Raw genomic sequence first — 17,183 nt, 5'->3', positions numbered from 1 at the left:
TTGTATTGCTTTTTAGTTGTTCAAAGTTGACAAAATTGTTCGATAATATTTAATCAAATTGTTCAAAATATTTATTGATAAATGTTTCCTGGCCAAAATGGTAAACATTTTTCACATTAAAGTTTATGAGAATTCCTTTTGGAACTTTTAATAAATTCATGTAATTAAGAATTTGAGATTTGTGAATTTCCAAAATTGATGAAACAGATTTAATTTCTAAAACAATTAAATTTTCAATTAAAAAGTCACATTTGAAATCACAGCTTAAATATTCATTTTTGTATACTACAGGAATTTGAAATTCAGATTTGTATTCAATATTTCTTAATTTGAACTCCTTTTCTAATGCTTTATGATATACAATTTCGGATAAACCCGCACCTAAAATTTTATGAACTTCAATACAAGCTCCATTAATCCGGTAGGTGAGATCTGTAATATACTTTTGAGTAATCATATGAATAAAGCTTTTATCAAACTTTTGAATTACTGAATATTTTCAGTTTGTCTTTTGTCTCTTTTGCGGTAAATGGAATAAATCCCTAATCCGCTGAGTACAATAAACAATCCGAAGCAAAGCAAAGAAATCCATTTTCCTTTTTCAATAACTTCCGGTTCGAAAACCATTCTTACGCGGTGATTTCCGGCAGGAACGTGAACAGCTCTCAGTAAATAATCTGCTTTTATATACGGAACTTCTTTTTCATCAATAAACATTTTCCAGCCGTGAGGATAATAAATTTCAGAGAAAACAGCCAATTGCGGGGTTTTTGACTGAGATTTGAATTCTAACTCGTTCGGTTGATATTTGGTTAAATTTATAAATGCTGTTGAATCTGCCTGAACCGGTTTTCCATCGAAATATTTTTTATCAGAAGATGCAATTACAGCTGTTCTTTTACTGTTAATTATCCCAATTGATTTAATTTCTTCATTTGGATTGTCTACAAATTTCAGATCACTTACAAACCATGCGTTTCCGTTTGCTTTAGGATTTGGAATTGCCTGTGGCTGTTCAGGCCCGCCTACAACCCAGTATTTTGCATTCAAAAGATTCAGTACATTCGGAACTTTTACGGAATCCATGGTCTGGAAATATTCATTAATCACATCATCATATCTTCTCAGCTTCACGGCGTGATAACCACCGATTGAAGATTTGAAATAAGACGTATTAGTCTCACTGAAAGTTCCTAAAATATTGTTGAAAATTCTGTAATGCGTTTTATCTTTTTCAGCGATTGTTTCAAGGGTTTTGTTGACGTTTACATTGGCCACAATTGATTCAAGGCTCGGGTTTCCCTGAACTTTTTCCGCCAGAAGATCAGAGCTTTCTGTCTGGAAAGGGTTTTCTGCAAAGATTTTATCAACGTAATTTTCGTCATTAAGATATCTCTTATTTACGGTCCAGAGATCAAATAAACTTACCAGTCCGATGATAACAAGAGCAATATTCTGGTTTAATTTTTTCTTTAAGCTTAAAAATAAAACTCCGACTGCAATGGCCACATAAATAAAGGCTTTAATGGCATCTGTTTTAAACAGTTTAAATCTTTCATCCACAAGATAATCCAACAGGAAAGGAGGAAGATAAGTTTTTTCATTATCTGTATGGAAACCTAATAAAGATTTTCCGAAAATAAGCAGGATTAAAACAAAAGCCAATGTCCCGCCACCTACATACAGAAGAATTTTCTGTTTGTATTCTTCCGTCAATTTTTCGTCTGTAAAGAATCTGTATAACCCTATAATTGCAATTAACGGGAATAATAACTCTACTACAACAAGGATAGACGACGGTGCTCTGAATTTATTATAAAACGGAACAAAATCAATAAAAAAGTCGGAGAGAGGCATGAAATTACTTCCCCATGCTAAAAATACAGTAAGAATTGAGGCTCCCAAAATCCAGTAACGGTATTTTTTCCAGGCAAAAAAGAACCCGAGAAGCGCAAGAAAACAGACAATAGCACCCTGATAAGCAGGACCCGAAGTTCCCGGCTGGTCGCCCCAATAGGTAAGATTACCGAAACCTTTAGAAATTCTGTCCATCTCAGTCTGTGAGCCTACATTTTCCTGCACGAGCTCCTGAACTCTGTTCATCATTTCTTTTCCTTCCGGTTCCTGGCTTCCGCCACCCATTAATCTTGGAATGAAGAGGTTCAGTGTTTCCAGCTTTCCGTAGCTCCACATCAGCATGCTTTCTTTATCCATCCCGGAATTTCCTTCGGTGTGGCTGTCATTTGTAAGGATCTGCTTTCCACGAACGGTTTCTTTAATATATTCGGAATTGGCCATGATTCTCTGGGAATTCATCCCAACCCCGATGATGCATGAAGCAGCAATGATTCCCGAAGAAACCAGGAAATGCTTCATGGGTGTTTTCTTTTGAATCGCACGGATTAATTCGGATAGGAATAAAAATCCCAGTGCAAGGAAAAGGTAATAGGTCATCTGAGGGTGATTCGCTGCAATCTGAAGTCCCATAAAAAGGGTAGTGACAATGAATCCCCAAATGTATTGTTTCCGGATATAAACAAGCAATATCCCGGCTAAAAGCGGTGCAAAATACTCAATAGTGTTAATCTTACCGTTGTGTCCGGCCGCAATGGCAATATAAAAATAGGTAGAAAGCCCGAAAAAAGTAGCTCCTAAAAGCGCATACTTCCAGTTTCTGACCACCACCATTCCGAGAAGGAAAAATCCGGCAAAAAGCAGGAAAAGATAATTAACCGGCCTCGGGAAAAAGTTCAGCTTGGAGTCAATTACTTTAATGATATCTCCTTTAAACTGGCTTCCCATCTGATAGGTAGGCATTCCCCCGAACATGGAATCACTCCAGTAGGTTTCTTTTCCGGTATCGGCTCTGTAATCGAGAAGCTCTTTTGCACCGCCCCGATACTGCACGATATCATGCTGGAAAAGCTGTTTCCCCGAAAAAACGGGAGTGGAGTATAAAAATGCTAAAACTATAAATGCAACAATAGAAATTGCAATATAAATCAAGTTTTTATTTTTCGCCATGTTGATGGTTATTATCTTTATTTTACCTTTTATCTTTAGTTTCTTTTACCTCTTCATAGTCCACGGTTTCTGCATCCCACTTGAGGTTTGGGTTATTCTTGTCTGAGTTCTGTATGTCCTGCTGCCTGTTATTCTGATTATTGTTATTAAATCTATAACTGTAAAACGTCTTGAAGAAAATCCTCTTCAGAATATTCCAGACGAAGAAAATAATGATTGCAGCCAGTACCAGCTCAAAAATATACTTCATAATAATTAAAATGTTTAAAGTTCAATGTTTTTAGTTTAAGGTTTAAAACTCTCAAACTTTCAAACTCTTGTACGCTCAAACTTATTTCGCTGACGGATTTACCATTACAGAAGAGTTGGAAACACTTTTCATAGACTGAGACTGTTTTCCGTCTGAAATGGTTTCAATCTGGGTAGTTACCACCTTGATGTTCTGATTAGTGATCCATCCTGTATTTTGATCAAATTTAATCGTTCCGTTTTGGGCAAGCTCACTGCTTAGGCTGTGGGTAATCGGGCCCTGGTTCTGCTTTTCCGTTTTCTTAGGAATTCCTCCTGTTACGGCAATTTCAGCAGTTCCGTTGCCTACGCTTTTTAAAACATAGTTGGAAGTTACTTTAATTTTTCCGTTAGGGTCTGCATTTTCGCTGCTTGTCCATTTTTCTCCGATTTTTGCCCCTTTTTTAGGGATAATCGTTAAGTTTTTACTGAACTGGTCTTTCAAAACTTTTTCATTAAAAGATTCTTTAAGACTTGCCACTACACTTGCTTTCTGGTTAGCATCTTTCACGATGGTCCCTACTGCATTGGCAACTTTTGTATAAACTGCATCGAAACCTGTAATAGAAATTACGTTTCCTTTGTTATCCATTTTCATGTTCAGCTTATTGCCTGTCAATGCTCTGTTGATATTCCAGATCATCTTCAGGTCATCTTCTTTCGGAATCGGAAGCTTGGTATCCACAACGATAGTTTTACCCTGCGCACTTTGCGAATTTCTTTTTGCAATCAGGTTCAGGGTCATGTCATATACATTTCCTTTTATGTCATTTACGGTAAAAGACATTTCATCGGTAGATTCGCTTGTTCCGTTGATCGTTTTTCCCTGAGGATCGGTCATTGTTTTAGTATCTCTCTGGTAAGTTGTTAAAGGATACGTTTTTCCTTTTTCAAGTTTAAAGGTTTGAGTATAAATACCCGCAGAATCTTTTATTGCAGGATTTTCTTCTATTTTAGCCACAGAATCAGCCGGAACTTCCACTGTAATCGTTTTTCCGGTTTTCGGGTCTATTTTAGTGATTTTTGCGGTTTCTTTTTTACAAGATACAAGAGCTATGGATGAGATTAGCGCTAATGCTGCTATGTTTTTCATACGTAATTTTTTAATGTTAAAATCGAATTAATTTGTTTTCGTAAATTTCTGTCTTACAGCTTCATATAAAATGGCGCCGCAGGCTACAGAAACATTTAAAGATTGTGTTTTTCCTTCAATAGGAAGTTTTATTTTATCGTCTGCATGATGCATTACTTCTTTAGAAATACCGGTTTCTTCATTTCCCATCACAATAGCGCAAGGTTCTGTAAAATCTACGTCATAGATCATTTTCTGAGCCTTTTCACTGGCTGCATATACAGAAATTCCGCTTTGCTGCAGGAAGTCTACAACATGCGCCAGATTGGGTTCTTTACAAATTTTAATGTTGTAAATGGCTCCGGCAGAGGTTTTTATGGCATCAGAATTTATCGGTGCTGCGCCTTTTTCAGGGATAATTACAGCATCAATTCCCACACATTCCGCGGTTCTGCAGATCGCCCCGAAGTTTCTGACATCGGTTAATCTGTCTAAAATCAGTAAAAACGGAGTTTTTCCCTGCTCAAATAACTGAGGGACAATATCTTCCACTTTATGAAACGGAACATCTGATATAAAGGCAACCACACCCTGATGGTTTTTTCTGGTGAATCGGTTCAGTTTTTCTACCGGTACATAATTGGGACGGATTTTATTTTTAGCTAAAATTGCCTTAAGCTCAGCATAAATAGGACCTTGCAATGCATTTTGCACAAAGATCTTGTCAATCGTTTTTCCCGCTTCAATAGCTTCAATCACGGGACGCAGCCCGAAAATAAAATCGTCTTTCATTGAGTAAGTTTTATGTTTAAGGTTCAAAGTTTATAGTTTAAAGTTTAAAGTTTAAAGTTTAGTGTTTCATGTTTAAAGTAATTCGGCTCAAACCTTGAGCCCTAAACACGAAACTTTGATCTATTAAGTTTTATACTTTGTTCCTTTTAAATCTGTCATGTTTAAATATTTAATAAAAGAGCTAATCTTTTTGCTTAATACTTCAGTCTGCTCTTTTAAAGTCTCAAATTTTTCCTGTGAAATAAAATTTCTGTCAAAAACTCTATACAACTGTGATCTTGTTTCTCCACAAGAAGCTTTTGCAATTGATAGGAATTGTATAAATTCTCTGTTTTCGTTTCTTTCAAATCCCTCCGCAATATTGTCCATGATGGAGCCCGATGAACCATCAATTTGACTACAAAGTTTAAAGTTATTTTTAAGATTTGTGAATTCAATTATCTGATAGATCTCTTTGCATAATTCTCGTGATAATTTCCAAATTTCTAAATCCTCAAATCTATTTACAGTTGCCATAAACCTTAAACTTTAAACTAAAAACCTTGAACAGCCTAGTATTTTTCTCCTAAAATTGCTCTTTTCTGGGACATTACATAGCCATAATGCAGGGTTTCGTGCATATTGTTAAATATAATAGCATCCTGAATGCTTTTCAGATCCATTCCGAAGCTTGTGGTGTAGGGCGTGTAATCTGAGAAGAAATCGCTGTCATAGTCCCTCATTAAAATCTTTGAAGTTTCCGTTAATAAAAATTCCAGATCTTCAACTTCTGATTTTTGAACACTAAGGTTCGGTAAGGTGCCTTTTTTATACGTTTCAATCCAGTATTTGTCAATTCTGAAAGGATTTCCGCTCAGGTAATAATGCAGAAGCTGCTGAGTGGCAACGGTATGCGCGATATTCCAGTAAATATTATTATTAAAACCGTCCGGAATCAGTAAAAGATCTTCGTGTGAAGTGTTTTGCAGGATGTCCAGAAGGTTCTTTCTTACTTGTCTGTGAGCTTGAAAATGATAATTCATTTTACAAAATTTTTAATCACCAAAAATAGTTTAATAAACTGGAAATGACAATTTTTGAATGCGGGATTAAAGCAAAATTTATATATTTTTATGAAAAAAAATAATAATCTTATTGAGTTTTAAGGTTTCAACTATTCTGAATCTTGCATCAATGCTGGAATATTTAACAAACTTTAACTCAAATATGGCATTAATTGTGTTGATTAATGCAAGTTTTTATTAGAAATTTACCAATTATTTTAAATCAAACTATGTCAGAGATAAATCAAGCGGAAGATATTCGTCAGTTAACGGAACAGGTAAAGGAAGCCAATTACTTTTTTACCCTTCTTAGACAGGAAATCAACAAGGTTATTATTGGGCAGGAATATATGATAGACCGCCTTTTGGTGGGGCTTTTGGGAAATGGGCACGTTCTTTTAGAAGGTGTTCCGGGACTGGCCAAAACATTAGCCATTAAAACGCTGGCAGAAGCTGTTCACGGAGAATTTTCGAGAATCCAGTTTACCCCGGATTTGCTGCCTGCAGATGTTGTCGGGACAATGATTTACAATATTAAAGACAATGATTTTTCAATTAAAAAAGGTCCTGTTTTTGCCAATTTCGTGCTTGCGGATGAGATCAACCGTGCACCGGCAAAAGTACAGTCGGCTTTGTTGGAAGTAATGCAGGAAAAGCAGGTAACCATAGGTGATGAGACCATGAAGCTGCCAAAGCCGTTTCTTGTATTGGCCACGCAAAACCCTATCGATCAGGAAGGTACTTATCTTTTACCGGAAGCGCAGAGTGATCGTTTCATGCTGAAATGTACGATCGATTATCCGAAGTTTGAGGATGAAAGAACGGTGATGAGAATGGTTTCCACGTCACACCAGCCGGTCGTTAAGCCTGTTATTTCTCTTGAACATATTGTTGCTGCAAAAGAATTGATCAATCAGATTTATCTTGACGAAAAAATTGAAAAATACATTCTGGATATGGTTTTTGCAACCCGTTATCCTGAAAACTACGGTCTTCCTGAATTGAAAAATTATATAGGTTTCGGAGCATCTCCAAGAGCTTCCATTAACCTGGCTATTGCTTCAAGAGCTCATGCATTTCTGAAGGGAAGAGCTTTTGTAATTCCTGAAGATGTAAAATCTTTAGCAAAAGATGTTTTAAGACACAGAATTGGGTTAACATTTGAAGCGGAAGCGGAAGAAATTTCATCAGAAGAAATTATCAATAGAATTTTAGCGAAAATCCAGGCTCCGTAATGAGTGAAGTGGTTATAAGAAAGGCAGTTCAGGAAGATTGCGCTCCGATGCTGGAGCTCATCAAGGAACTGGCGGATTATGAAAAGGCTTTACATGAAGTCACTTTAACTTTAGATCAGTTTATTGAAGACGGATTTGGAAAATCTCCGGTTTGGGGAGCTTTCATAGCGGAATATAATGGTGAAATCGTTGGAATCTCTCTGTATTACGACAGATATTCAACATGGAAGGGAAGAAGGCTTTATCTTGAAGATCTTGTGGTGACGGAAAAATTAAGGGGAAAACAAATCGGAAAGAAATTATTTGAAGCAACCATGGAGCATGGAAAATCCAATCAATACAGCGGAATGGTTCTTCAGGTGCTGAACTGGAACGAGCCGGCCATTAATTTCTACAAAAAATACAGCCCGAAATTTGATGATGAATGGTTTAATGTTTCTATAGAGTTTTAAGTTATAAATTATGAGTCTTCTCCAAGCTATAATCTAAATCCTTTTACCTAAATGAAAATAAAAGATATTGTAAAAAAAGTCAAACAAATAGAAATCCGTACCCGAAAAAAGTCGGAAGCTACTTTGATGGGGCAATATTACAGTGCTTTTAAGGGGCAGGGAATGACTTTTTCGGAGGTTCGTCCGTATCAGTTTGGGGATGAAATCCGAAGAATAGACTGGAACAAGACAGCCCGCTTCCGCGAACCGTTTGTAAAAGTAATGGAAGAGGAAAGGGAATTGACAATGATGCTGCTGGTGGATATTTCCGCTTCTATGGATTATGGTACAAAAACGCAGCTGAAAAGGGAATATGTAGCAGAAATTGCGGCTAGCCTGGGTTTTTCAGCAGCTGGAAATAATGATAAAGTGGGATTGATTTTATTTGCTGATAAAGTCTATAAAGTGATTCCGCCACAAAAAGGAAGAAAACACATTCTCTCCATTATCAGTAATATTCTGACGGCAGATTATATTCCCGCAGTGTCAAAAATCGACAAAGCCATGGAATATATGATGGGAATTTTCAAAAGAAAATCACTGGTTTTCCTTTTTTCAGATTTTGAGGATGAATATGATTCTAAAATGTTGAGAGTAGCTTCAAAAAAGCATCAGCTTTTGGGAATGAGGATTTTTGATGAAAAAGATAATGAAATTCCGGATGTAGGATATACTTTGCTGTATGACGCAGAAACGGGAAAACAGGTTTGGGCCAATACTTCCAGCGCAAGATGGAGATATACTTTTGCCGAAGCCCAGAAGCAGAAACTGAGAGCCCTGGAAGAGGATTTTGCCAACAGTTTCGCGAGTTTTATGAATATTAATACCGGAGATAATTATTCTAAATTACTGTATAATTATTTTCAGAAGAAATAAAAATTAAACGTTCTTTTGTCATTGCGAGGAGGAACGACGAAACAATCTCTTATTAAAGATCCTTCCTTCGTCAGAATGACAGATGTAATGATAAAATTTAATGATAAAATTGAAAAAAATACTATTCATATTTTGTTTTGTAATCTGTGCAAATGCTTTTTCACAGATCCTTTCTTCCAGCGTTGAGAAGAAAACCATTGCCCTGGGTGAGGTGAATCATATTGTGGTAACAATTAATAATCTCCGCAATGAAAAAGTTTCTGCCGCCCCGGAAAATGAGCTGCTGCCTTTTCATTTTGAAGAGGTAAAAGACAGTATTGCACAGACGCAGGATGTTTATTACCGGAAAATAGATTTTGCGGTCTTTGAGGAAGGAAAATTTACTATTCCGGAATTGGAATTTAAAGTGGACGGAAAGGTTTTAAAAACAATTCCCTACGAGATTGATGTGATCAATACAGCCCAAAAAGCAGATCAGATCAATGATATTATGAATAATAAAGGTGTAAAGCTTGAAGCAACGGATTATTGGGAGCTGTATAAGTTTTATATTTTAGCTGCAATAGCTGTTATCGCTTTAATTATCACAATTGTAATGTTCGTGAAATATGGGCGGAAGCCAAAAGATTCACCTGTGGTTGCAACCAATCAAACGTTAAAGGAGCTCGATTCTTTGAAGAAGAAAAAATATGTGGAAGCAGGGAATTACCGTTCTTTTTATGTTGAATTAATAGATATTTCAAGAAAATTTATAGCTAAACAATACCGTTTGCCGGCAGATGTTTTGCTTACGGATGATTTGATTGATTTAATGAAGAAAAATAATACCATTTCTCAGGAAAACGAAAGAGTGGTGGAAGATGTATTTGTAAGAGGTGATCTGGTAAAATTTGCGAAAACTTTTCCTGATAAAGAAACGATGGAAAAAGATTTTGCAGATATCAGGGACTTTGTAAAGAGATCGTCAAAAGATCTGGAATTCGAAAACTTGAGAAAGGATGTTTAATTTTGAATTATATAGCCCTTGGTTTTTACTGCTTTTTCTGCTGTTTATTCCTCTTTTAATCAGGGATATAAGCAGACAGAAGAGAAAAGGCATTAAAGTTCCTACGGTTAAAAATATGGGTGACAGCGGAGGGATTCAGGCAGTGATGTTTTTTTTGAAAGCTTCAAAATACATCATCCTGACAGCTTTGATCATTGCTATGGCAAGACCGCGCACTTTTACCATTTCTCAGGACAGAGACGATACGAAAGGAATTGATATCATGCTTTCAGTCGATGTTTCATTAAGTATGCTGGCTAAGGATTTAACACCCGACAGGCTCACAGCTCTTAAAGATATCGCTATAAAATTTGTTGAAAAAAGGCCCAATGACAGGCTCGGATTGGTAACATATTCTGGAGAAGCGTTTACGAAAGTTCCCGTAACTTCTGATCATCAGGTGGTTATTGATGAGCTGCATAATTTAAACCCATTGGAGCTACAGCCGGGAACCGCAATTGGTGAAGGGCTTTCCGTGGCGGTAAATCACCTTAAAAACAGCAAGGCGAAAAGCAAAATTATCATTTTGATGACAGATGGTGTCAATACAATTGAAAATGCAATGCCACCTGCCATTGCTGCTGAATTTGCAAAAAATAATAATATAAAAGTATATTCTATCGGGATTGGAACCAATGGATATGCCTTAATGCCGACTCAGACGGATATTTTCGGAGATTTGGTTTTTACGGAAACAGAAGTGAAGATCGACGAGCCGGTTTTAAAAGAGATTGCTCAGATGACAGGTGGTAGATATTTCAGAGCAACTTCTAACAGCAGCCTGGAAGAAGTTTATGATGAAATTAATCAATTGGAGAAATCTGATGTAAAAGTTTCCAAATTATATAATTATCAGGAATATTTTAAAATTTTCCTCTGGATCGCCTTGGGAATGCTGTTTTTGGATGCTTTATTGCGATGGGTTGTTTATAAAATTTTAAGTTAATGGATTGGTATTTAGGGAATTATTGGTACTTGTTATTGCTATTGCTTTTGCCGCTGTTAGCTTTCTTTTTGATCCGTTATTTAAAATGGAAAAATAAAAAAAGAGAAATTTTTGCAGACAGCCAGTTTCACGAGCATTTATTTGAAAAAAAATCCGGATTTACGAAATTTTTTCCGGCATTATACCTTATAGCTTCATTGTTTTTAATCTTTTCTATCATTGATCTTTTAAGCGGTTCGGAAGAGATTAAATCAAATCAAAAATTAAATAATGTCATTTTCATGTTGGATGTGTCCAATTCGATGAATGCTGAAGATATTGATCCAAGCCGTTTAACGGAGGCAAAAAACCTGATGATCCAGACCATGCAGAAAATGAAAAGTGACAAGGTGGGAATTGTCATTTTTGCCGGTCAGGCAGCTTCTATTATGCCTTTAACCACGGATTATAATTCGGCGGAAACTTACATCAGCGGAATTGAAACAAATTCCATGCAGATTCAGGGTACAGATTTTTTGAATGGAATGAAAATCTCTGCAGATAAATTTAAAAATGTAAGCAAAGGTGCAAGAAAAGTAGTATTGCTGAGTGATGGTGAAGATAACGAAGGAAATGACGATGCTGCGATAAAACTAGCCAAAAAGGAAGGCATAATAATCACTTCCGTTGGTGTAGGTACGGAAGAAGGTGCGCCGGTTCCGGAATATGTTTTTGGCCAGTTGATGGGATATAAAACAGATATTAACGGGCAGACCGTTATATCAAAAAGACAAAGTGAGGCATTGAAAAATATGGCGGAATCCACGGGTGGTTCCTATATTGACGGGAATAATATTAACGAAGCTCCGGACAGAATTATGGATGCTTTAAATAAAAATACAGGGACTTCTGAAACCATGGTAAAATCGCAGAATGCGGTTCATTATTATCAATATTTTTTAGCCGTTTCAATATTTTTCTTTTTTATAATTTATATTTTTAACCCTAAAAGAGATTTTAACGTTTAATGTACAGATTTTATAATTGAAGCTAAAGACAGTACTTTAACCCAATTTTAACAAATAAACACCTGTTTATTAACATATAAAGGAATAATTTTGCAGTTAATGAATACTAAAATCATTTTTTTGTCGTTTATAGTTGCTTTCACGTTTTCAGGATTTCTGTTTGGGCAGAAAAACTACAGAACGTTAGTGTACGAAGGCAACGAAAAATTTGACGGTAAAGACTATGATGGAGCGTCTTCTAAGTACATGGAAGCGATTAAAGCAAACGGAAAAGATTTTGCGGCGCATTACAATTTAGGAAACGCATTGTACAAAAGCAAAAAATACGAAGAAGCCAAAGCAGAGTTTGAAAAAGCAAAACAGCTTTCCCAGACACTTCCCGATAAGGCGGCAGCACTTCATAACCTGGGAAATACTTATATGCAGATGAATCAGCCGGAGAAAGCGGCAGATTTTTATAAGCAATCCCTGAAACAGAATCCTTACAGAGAGGCAACCAGAAAGAATTATGAAATTGCCAAACTGAAGGAAAAAGAAAAACAGCAAAAAAAACAACAACAAAATAACTCTGGTAAAGGAGGCGGTGGTAAAGACCAACAACAAAATGATGATCAAAAAGGAAGTCCAAAAGATCAAAAGCAGGATCAGGGACAAGGCCAGCAGAATCAAGGAAAAGGTCAGGGAAATGATCCCGGCAAAAACCAAAATGATGAAGGCAGGTTACCAAAAGATCTGGAAAATCAAATACTCAATAAAGTAAACGATAAAGAAAAAGAAACCGCCAGAAGAATTTTAAACAAAAATTCTTATTCGATGCCTGAAAGCAACGAGAAAGATTGGTGATGCAGAACAGAATTACCTACATATTACTCCTTTTTATCTCCGTAATTTCTTACGGGCAGGTAAATCTTAGCGTTACTCCTGATAAAACTACCTATAACGGAAAAGATATTGTAAACCTCAGTATTGTCCTTGAAATTGAGGGTAGTGAGTACAATCAGCAGACAAAGCTTCGTCTTCCGGATTTTTCTAAGTTTAATCTCATCGGAACGGGTTCTGTAAACAATGCTTATATAGATCCTGAAACTAATACCGTAGTTTCCCAGTCCGTGACCAGGCTTGCGCTTGAGCCGAAACAGAAAGGCAAAGTAAAAATCGGGTCATTTCTTATAACAATTAATAATAAAATTTATAAAACCGAACCTTTTGAGATTCTCATAAAAGATGTAGATAAGAAGCCTGTAGTGGCAGGCAATCCATCTAAAGATGTTTATTTAAACATGGAAATTGAGGATAGGGAAGTATATCAGGACCAGCCTACCATTGCTGTTCTGAAAGTATATTCCAAAAACATGGATAACTTCAGAAGGGTTAAAAATATACGTCTTCCGGAGAAGGAAGATTTAGATATTTATCCTGTCAGCTTTGCCAAATCTGAGATTGATCCTTCTTCAGATTACGGGAACATGGCATCCCAGACACTGGCAGTATTTATGATATTTCCAAATGAAGCAGGCTATGTGGAGGTTCCGGGCGTTTCAGCATCGGTAAGCTCTTATTCAAATAAAAATAAGATTGTTTCCAATAAGGTAAAAATTAATGTTAAAAAGCTCCCTGAGGGCTCTCCTGAACATTTTAAAAATGCGGTGGGTAATTTTAATGTAAGTATTTATAACACTTCCAAAGAAAAGGCTGAGGTAAAAAAGCCACTAAATATTCTTGTAAAAGTAACTGGTGAAGGAAATTTAAAGGACATGGCCCTGCCAAAGATTTCAGAATCTCCGGATTATGAGATTTTTGCTCCTAAAATTACTTCTAAAGTGGCTGTAGGAACAGATGGTATGAAAGGTGAAATCTTAGCCAATTACATCTTAATTCCTAAAAAAGCAGGTGAAATAGCTATTAAAACAGAACAGTTTGCTTTCTTCGATCCGTCTACAAAAGAATATGTGGATCTTGGCCAGCAGATGCTTGCTGTGAATGCTTTTTCTCATCAGCAGATTATGGAATCCCGCACAACGGTTGAGAAAGTGAATGAATATACCAACACATTCCTGGAGACGGTGAATACCCCGGTTTTGAAAACAACTTCATTTAAAGTGAAGGAAAAGTCTAAGTTCCACTGGAGTATACTTTTAACCAATCTTGGTATTTTACTAGGATTATTTATAGCTTACCTGTTATTTAAGACATGGCAAAAAAAGCGTAAATTAATTAAAGAATCTGCACCTTCAAAACCTTTAGGTACTATTGCAGAAACTGAGACTGAAATCAGAGAAAGGCTGAAAACAGATGTTAATGATTATTTCAGTTATCTTGAAAATCTGAAGGATAATGAAGATTATCAGAAGTTTTTTCAGACTGTTGAAGAATTAGATTCTGAAGTCAGAAATCAGTATTTCCAAAGCTCTACAGAAGATTTCAGGAATTTTCTTGAAAGCTATAAGGGTTCTTCTGTTGCGGAAGAGTACAGAAATCTTACCCAGAAAATTCAGATAGAGAAATATGCACCTGTAAAATCTTCTGAAGGAATTGATGATCTTTTAAAGTCAATTGTCAATTTGTACTCTCAGATTGCTAAATAATCATTTTATTTTCATATTTTTGCGAAATTATTAATAACAAAGAGATGGAGATTTTTAATGATTTTTCTATAAAAGAGATCGTAACTTGTTTTATGGTCCTTTTTGCGGTGATCGATATCATCGGTTCTATCCCTATTGTGGTGAGCTTGCAGCAGAAATTCGGAAAAATTGAGGCTGAAAGAGCTACCATTACGGCAGGTCTTATTATGCTTGTTTTCCTTTTTGTGGGGAATAAAATTCTAAAATTTATTGGAGTAGATGTAAATTCTTTCGCTATTGCAGGGGCTTTTGTTATTTTTATCATTGCCCTGGAAATGATTTTAGGAATTGAAATTAATAAAACCTCAGAAGCCAGATCTGCATCTATTGTTCCTATTGCTTTTCCTTTGGTGGCGGGAGCCGGAACTTTAACGACAACTTTATCTCTTAAGGCTGAATTTCATGATATTAATATCATTTTTGGGATTATTCTCAATACAATTTTCGTATATTTGGTACTGAAATCTGCTACCTGGCTGGAGAAGAAAATGGGAGATGCTACATTGGCTATTTTACAGAAAGTTTTCGGAATTATCCTGTTGGCGATTTCAATTAAATTATTCACCGCAAATTTTGCACAATTGGTGCAGACTTATATTAATTTTTAAGAACTATGCAGAAGTTTTATAAAGTATTTTTAATACTGTTTATCGTTTTTATAGCGATTAATCTTTACGCTATCGACTGGCAGTCAGATATTTTATCTGAAGATAACCTGAAGTTTGTATTTTCAATTGCTTCGGCTGTTATCGGCCTTATTTTACTTTTCGTAATGAATACGTGGAGTAAAATAGGAGTTAAAAAATAAATAATTGTAATTTTATTATTAGATAATAATATACTAGTTAATACCAAATTAATTAAACAACATTTCAATACGTAAACAGCATCAATCTTTTTGGTGTTGTTTGCTTTACTATTTGCTTATCATATATAGATTACATAAATTTACTATTAAACAATAATAATTATGAAAACTTTTGATGATTTGCAAAGTATTTGGGAAGATTTAAATATCAAACCCTACAATCATGATGGAAAAATAGAAATAACAATCATGACTGGAGGTGATGATAAGCTAGTTATTAGTATATCTGATAAAAATGACGAAGACAGTGGTAAAAGTATATTTTTGAAAAACGTTAGAATTCAACCTTTAACTAATAATGATTTTAAAATTACATTTATTGATGATGACAACTTAAACACTACTTTCTTAAATGGAAAACATCCAATTAATAATAATGAAAATTTAATGATATTAGATATCCCTGAATATGGGAAAAGATATTTTGAGAAAAAATCAGGAATAAATTTTAAATATCAACCAATAAATTTAGGCTATTAAAGTATGGAAAAGATTATTGATAGGCTGTTTGATTGGGATAAAATATCGACAAAACTTATTTTCTTATTATTTTTAATTACAGGAATATTATTATTTATACCCGATAATTACTTACAGAATTTAAAGCTAGAATCGTTTATTTCTGAGTATGGAAAATATATTGGAATTACTTTTATTAGTACTGTAGGTTTTCTTTTAGTATCATTTACTTCTTATATCATTTCTGTAATTAGAAATAAAAGAGCTACTATTAAAATTAAATCAACTATTGTTAAAAATATCAATCAATTGACATATCCAGAAATATTTGCATTAAGAGAATTTTTGATTAATGGAAAATCGACACTTCAATTACCATTTTTGGACGAAACAATTATAAGTTTAGAAAATAAAATGATTATATATAAAGCTTCTAATACTGGAGTTTCTACTATAAGAGGACAATATTGGGCATATTCTATATCAGAATATGCATTGCCTTATATAAATAATCACTTACTTAAAATACCAACAGAATTAAATGATGAAATTAAAGCTAAAATTGAAAATGAAAGACCAAATTGGTCATTAGATAATAGTTTCAGATGATATTATTAGTAGTATATAATCTGCAATAAGCCCAGCTAAATAGCTGGGCTTGTTATTAAACTATTTTGAATTATTCTTTTTAGCTTCAGAAACTTTCCTATCATAAGGAGATTTATTAGTAGGTTGTAATGAGATATTTTCCTGATGAGCTTTATTAGTAATGGACCCTTCTGATCGACCCAGTTCATATGCTATTAATCCAGTAGGTGTATTCTTATCTGCTAATTTTTGTAATTTTTCAATATCAGATTCAGTCCAAGTCTTACCTTGATTTTTAGGAGTTTTTGCCATAGTTGTAATTTTTAGTTTTCATAAAATTAAGAAATAAAATTGATAGTATTGTAATTTCTTTCAACAATAAAGCTTATAATTCATTGAGTAGCATATATATTCTAAATTCAATTATTATGAAATCATTAAAAGAATTCATTGCAGAAAATTTAGAAAATTCATCTGTTCAAACTGTAAAAGAAAATACAGAAAAACAGGTTGACGAGAATAACAGTCAAGAACCAACTTGGAGTTGCTAACTTTGTTAGGACACAATTCTTATACTCTTTATCTTTAAGAGTATGAAAAAGATCAGAAAAAATTACAGTCTAGAGTTTAAGATCCAAGCAGTATCTTTAAGTGAGCAGCGAGGCAATGTATCCTCGGTAGCTGAAGAATTTGGGATCTGTAAAGAAAGTCTCGTTAATTGGCGAAAACTTCACAAAGAAGGTAAACTTAGCAAGGAAAAACAAATATCCTCTGATCCAATAAGGGAAGAGTTATTGAGACTTCGCAAAGAACTGGAAGAAACAA

General features: G+C 34.9%; 22 protein-coding genes. 14 read left to right on the top strand and 8 right to left on the bottom strand.

The annotated features are described in order from the left end of the window. Positions 1–49 precede the first annotated feature (49 nt). From H560_RS0108625 to H560_RS0108595, 7 genes are all read right to left on the bottom strand, one after another. Complete coding sequence (locus H560_RS0108625; protein WP_027379672.1) at positions 50–457, bottom strand: GxxExxY protein; 408 nt, start codon at positions 455–457, stop codon at positions 50–52. A gap of 29 nt (positions 458–486) precedes the next feature. Then, positions 487–3,024: a glycosyltransferase family protein gene (locus H560_RS0108620; RefSeq protein ID WP_185095854.1), complete on the bottom strand. Its 2,538-nt coding sequence runs from the start codon at positions 3,022–3,024 to the stop codon at positions 487–489. Between the two features lie 22 nt (positions 3,025–3,046). Continuing rightward, positions 3,047–3,274, bottom strand: coding sequence for a hypothetical protein (locus H560_RS0108615; protein ID WP_027379670.1), 228 nt, complete (start codon positions 3,272–3,274; stop codon positions 3,047–3,049). Positions 3,275–3,355: 81 nt separating this feature from the next. After that, the gene (locus H560_RS0108610; RefSeq protein WP_027379669.1) at positions 3,356–4,405 is read right to left on the bottom strand and encodes a DUF6263 family protein; all 1,050 of its coding nucleotides are present in this window, start codon (positions 4,403–4,405) and stop codon (positions 3,356–3,358) included. 27 nt (positions 4,406–4,432) lie between these two features. Continuing rightward, positions 4,433–5,176 (bottom strand): 23S rRNA (guanosine(2251)-2'-O)-methyltransferase RlmB, encoded by a 744-nt coding sequence (gene rlmB, locus H560_RS0108605; RefSeq protein WP_034752477.1) that lies wholly within the window; start codon positions 5,174–5,176, stop codon positions 4,433–4,435. A gap of 123 nt (positions 5,177–5,299) precedes the next feature. Then, positions 5,300–5,692 carry a four helix bundle protein gene (locus H560_RS0108600; RefSeq protein ID WP_027379667.1) on the bottom strand — a complete coding sequence of 131 codons (393 nt, stop codon included), beginning with the start codon at positions 5,690–5,692 and terminating at the stop codon, positions 5,300–5,302. 35 nt (positions 5,693–5,727) lie between these two features. Further along, the gene (locus tag H560_RS0108595; RefSeq protein ID WP_027379666.1) at positions 5,728–6,198 is read right to left on the bottom strand and encodes a DinB family protein; all 471 of its coding nucleotides are present in this window, start codon (positions 6,196–6,198) and stop codon (positions 5,728–5,730) included. 251 nt (positions 6,199–6,449) lie between these two features. Here H560_RS0108595 and H560_RS0108590 point away from each other — a divergent pair, with 251 nt between their 5' ends. The 12 genes from H560_RS0108590 to H560_RS0108535 all read left to right on the top strand — a co-directional run bounded on the left by H560_RS0108590 (position 6,450) and on the right by H560_RS0108535 (position 16,379). Then, the gene (locus H560_RS0108590) at positions 6,450–7,454 is read left to right on the top strand and encodes an AAA family ATPase (RefSeq protein WP_027379665.1); all 1,005 of its coding nucleotides are present in this window, start codon (positions 6,450–6,452) and stop codon (positions 7,452–7,454) included. Continuing rightward, the gene (locus H560_RS0108585) at positions 7,454–7,906 is read left to right on the top strand and encodes a GNAT family N-acetyltransferase (protein WP_027379664.1); all 453 of its coding nucleotides are present in this window, start codon (positions 7,454–7,456) and stop codon (positions 7,904–7,906) included. Before H560_RS0108590 ends, H560_RS0108585 begins: the two co-directional genes overlap by 1 nt. Positions 7,907–7,957: 51 nt before the next feature. Continuing rightward, positions 7,958–8,821 carry a DUF58 domain-containing protein gene (locus H560_RS0108580; protein WP_027379663.1) on the top strand — a complete coding sequence of 288 codons (864 nt, stop codon included), beginning with the start codon at positions 7,958–7,960 and terminating at the stop codon, positions 8,819–8,821. 109 nt (positions 8,822–8,930) lie between these two features. Further along, positions 8,931–9,827: a BatD family protein gene (locus H560_RS0108575; protein WP_394330256.1), complete on the top strand. Its 897-nt coding sequence runs from the start codon at positions 8,931–8,933 to the stop codon at positions 9,825–9,827. Next, a complete protein-coding gene (locus tag H560_RS0108570) occupies positions 9,820–10,812 on the top strand; it encodes a VWA domain-containing protein (RefSeq protein WP_027379661.1) in 993 nt (330 codons plus the stop codon). The genes H560_RS0108575 and H560_RS0108570 overlap by 8 nt, the downstream gene beginning before the upstream one ends. Continuing rightward, positions 10,812–11,819, top strand: a complete 1,008-nt coding sequence (locus tag H560_RS0108565) for a vWA domain-containing protein (protein ID WP_027379660.1) — start codon at positions 10,812–10,814, stop codon at positions 11,817–11,819. Before H560_RS0108570 ends, H560_RS0108565 begins: the two co-directional genes overlap by 1 nt. Before the next feature lie 120 nt (positions 11,820–11,939). After that, the gene (locus tag H560_RS0108560; RefSeq protein WP_228372448.1) at positions 11,940–12,662 is read left to right on the top strand and encodes a tetratricopeptide repeat protein; all 723 of its coding nucleotides are present in this window, start codon (positions 11,940–11,942) and stop codon (positions 12,660–12,662) included. Next, positions 12,662–14,404: a BatD family protein gene (locus tag H560_RS0108555; RefSeq protein ID WP_027379658.1), complete on the top strand. Its 1,743-nt coding sequence runs from the start codon at positions 12,662–12,664 to the stop codon at positions 14,402–14,404. The genes H560_RS0108560 and H560_RS0108555 overlap by 1 nt, the downstream gene beginning before the upstream one ends. 44 nt (positions 14,405–14,448) lie before the next feature. Further along, positions 14,449–15,051, top strand: coding sequence for a MarC family protein (locus H560_RS0108550; RefSeq protein WP_027379657.1), 603 nt, complete (start codon positions 14,449–14,451; stop codon positions 15,049–15,051). Between the two features lie 5 nt (positions 15,052–15,056). Further along, positions 15,057–15,251, top strand: coding sequence for a hypothetical protein (locus tag H560_RS0108545; RefSeq protein ID WP_027379656.1), 195 nt, complete (start codon positions 15,057–15,059; stop codon positions 15,249–15,251). Between the two features lie 162 nt (positions 15,252–15,413). Next, complete coding sequence (locus H560_RS0108540) at positions 15,414–15,791, top strand: hypothetical protein (protein WP_027379655.1); 378 nt, start codon at positions 15,414–15,416, stop codon at positions 15,789–15,791. Positions 15,792–15,794: 3 nt separating this feature from the next. After that, positions 15,795–16,379, top strand: coding sequence for a super-infection exclusion protein B (locus tag H560_RS0108535; RefSeq protein WP_027379654.1), 585 nt, complete (start codon positions 15,795–15,797; stop codon positions 16,377–16,379). A 60-nt stretch (positions 16,380–16,439) separates the two neighbouring features. Here the strand turns inward: H560_RS0108535 and H560_RS0108530 are convergent, their stop codons facing one another. Further along, positions 16,440–16,670 carry a hypothetical protein gene (locus H560_RS0108530; protein ID WP_027379653.1) on the bottom strand — a complete coding sequence of 77 codons (231 nt, stop codon included), beginning with the start codon at positions 16,668–16,670 and terminating at the stop codon, positions 16,440–16,442. A 116-nt stretch (positions 16,671–16,786) separates the two neighbouring features. Between H560_RS0108530 and H560_RS23560 the strand changes: the two genes are divergently transcribed. Both H560_RS23560 and H560_RS0108520 read left to right on the top strand, forming a co-directional pair. After that, positions 16,787–16,909 carry a hypothetical protein gene (locus H560_RS23560; protein ID WP_262486267.1) on the top strand — a complete coding sequence of 41 codons (123 nt, stop codon included), beginning with the start codon at positions 16,787–16,789 and terminating at the stop codon, positions 16,907–16,909. A gap of 42 nt (positions 16,910–16,951) precedes the next feature. Further along, a partial coding sequence (locus tag H560_RS0108520) for a transposase (protein ID WP_027379652.1) occupies positions 16,952–17,183 on the top strand: 232 nt, incomplete at its 3' end.

Origin of the sequence: Chryseobacterium daeguense DSM 19388, from assembly GCF_000430825.1 — a bacterium.
Lineage (GTDB): Bacteria > Bacteroidota > Bacteroidia > Flavobacteriales > Weeksellaceae > Chryseobacterium > Chryseobacterium daeguense.
This window is presented reverse-complemented; position numbering and strand designations above follow the sequence as displayed.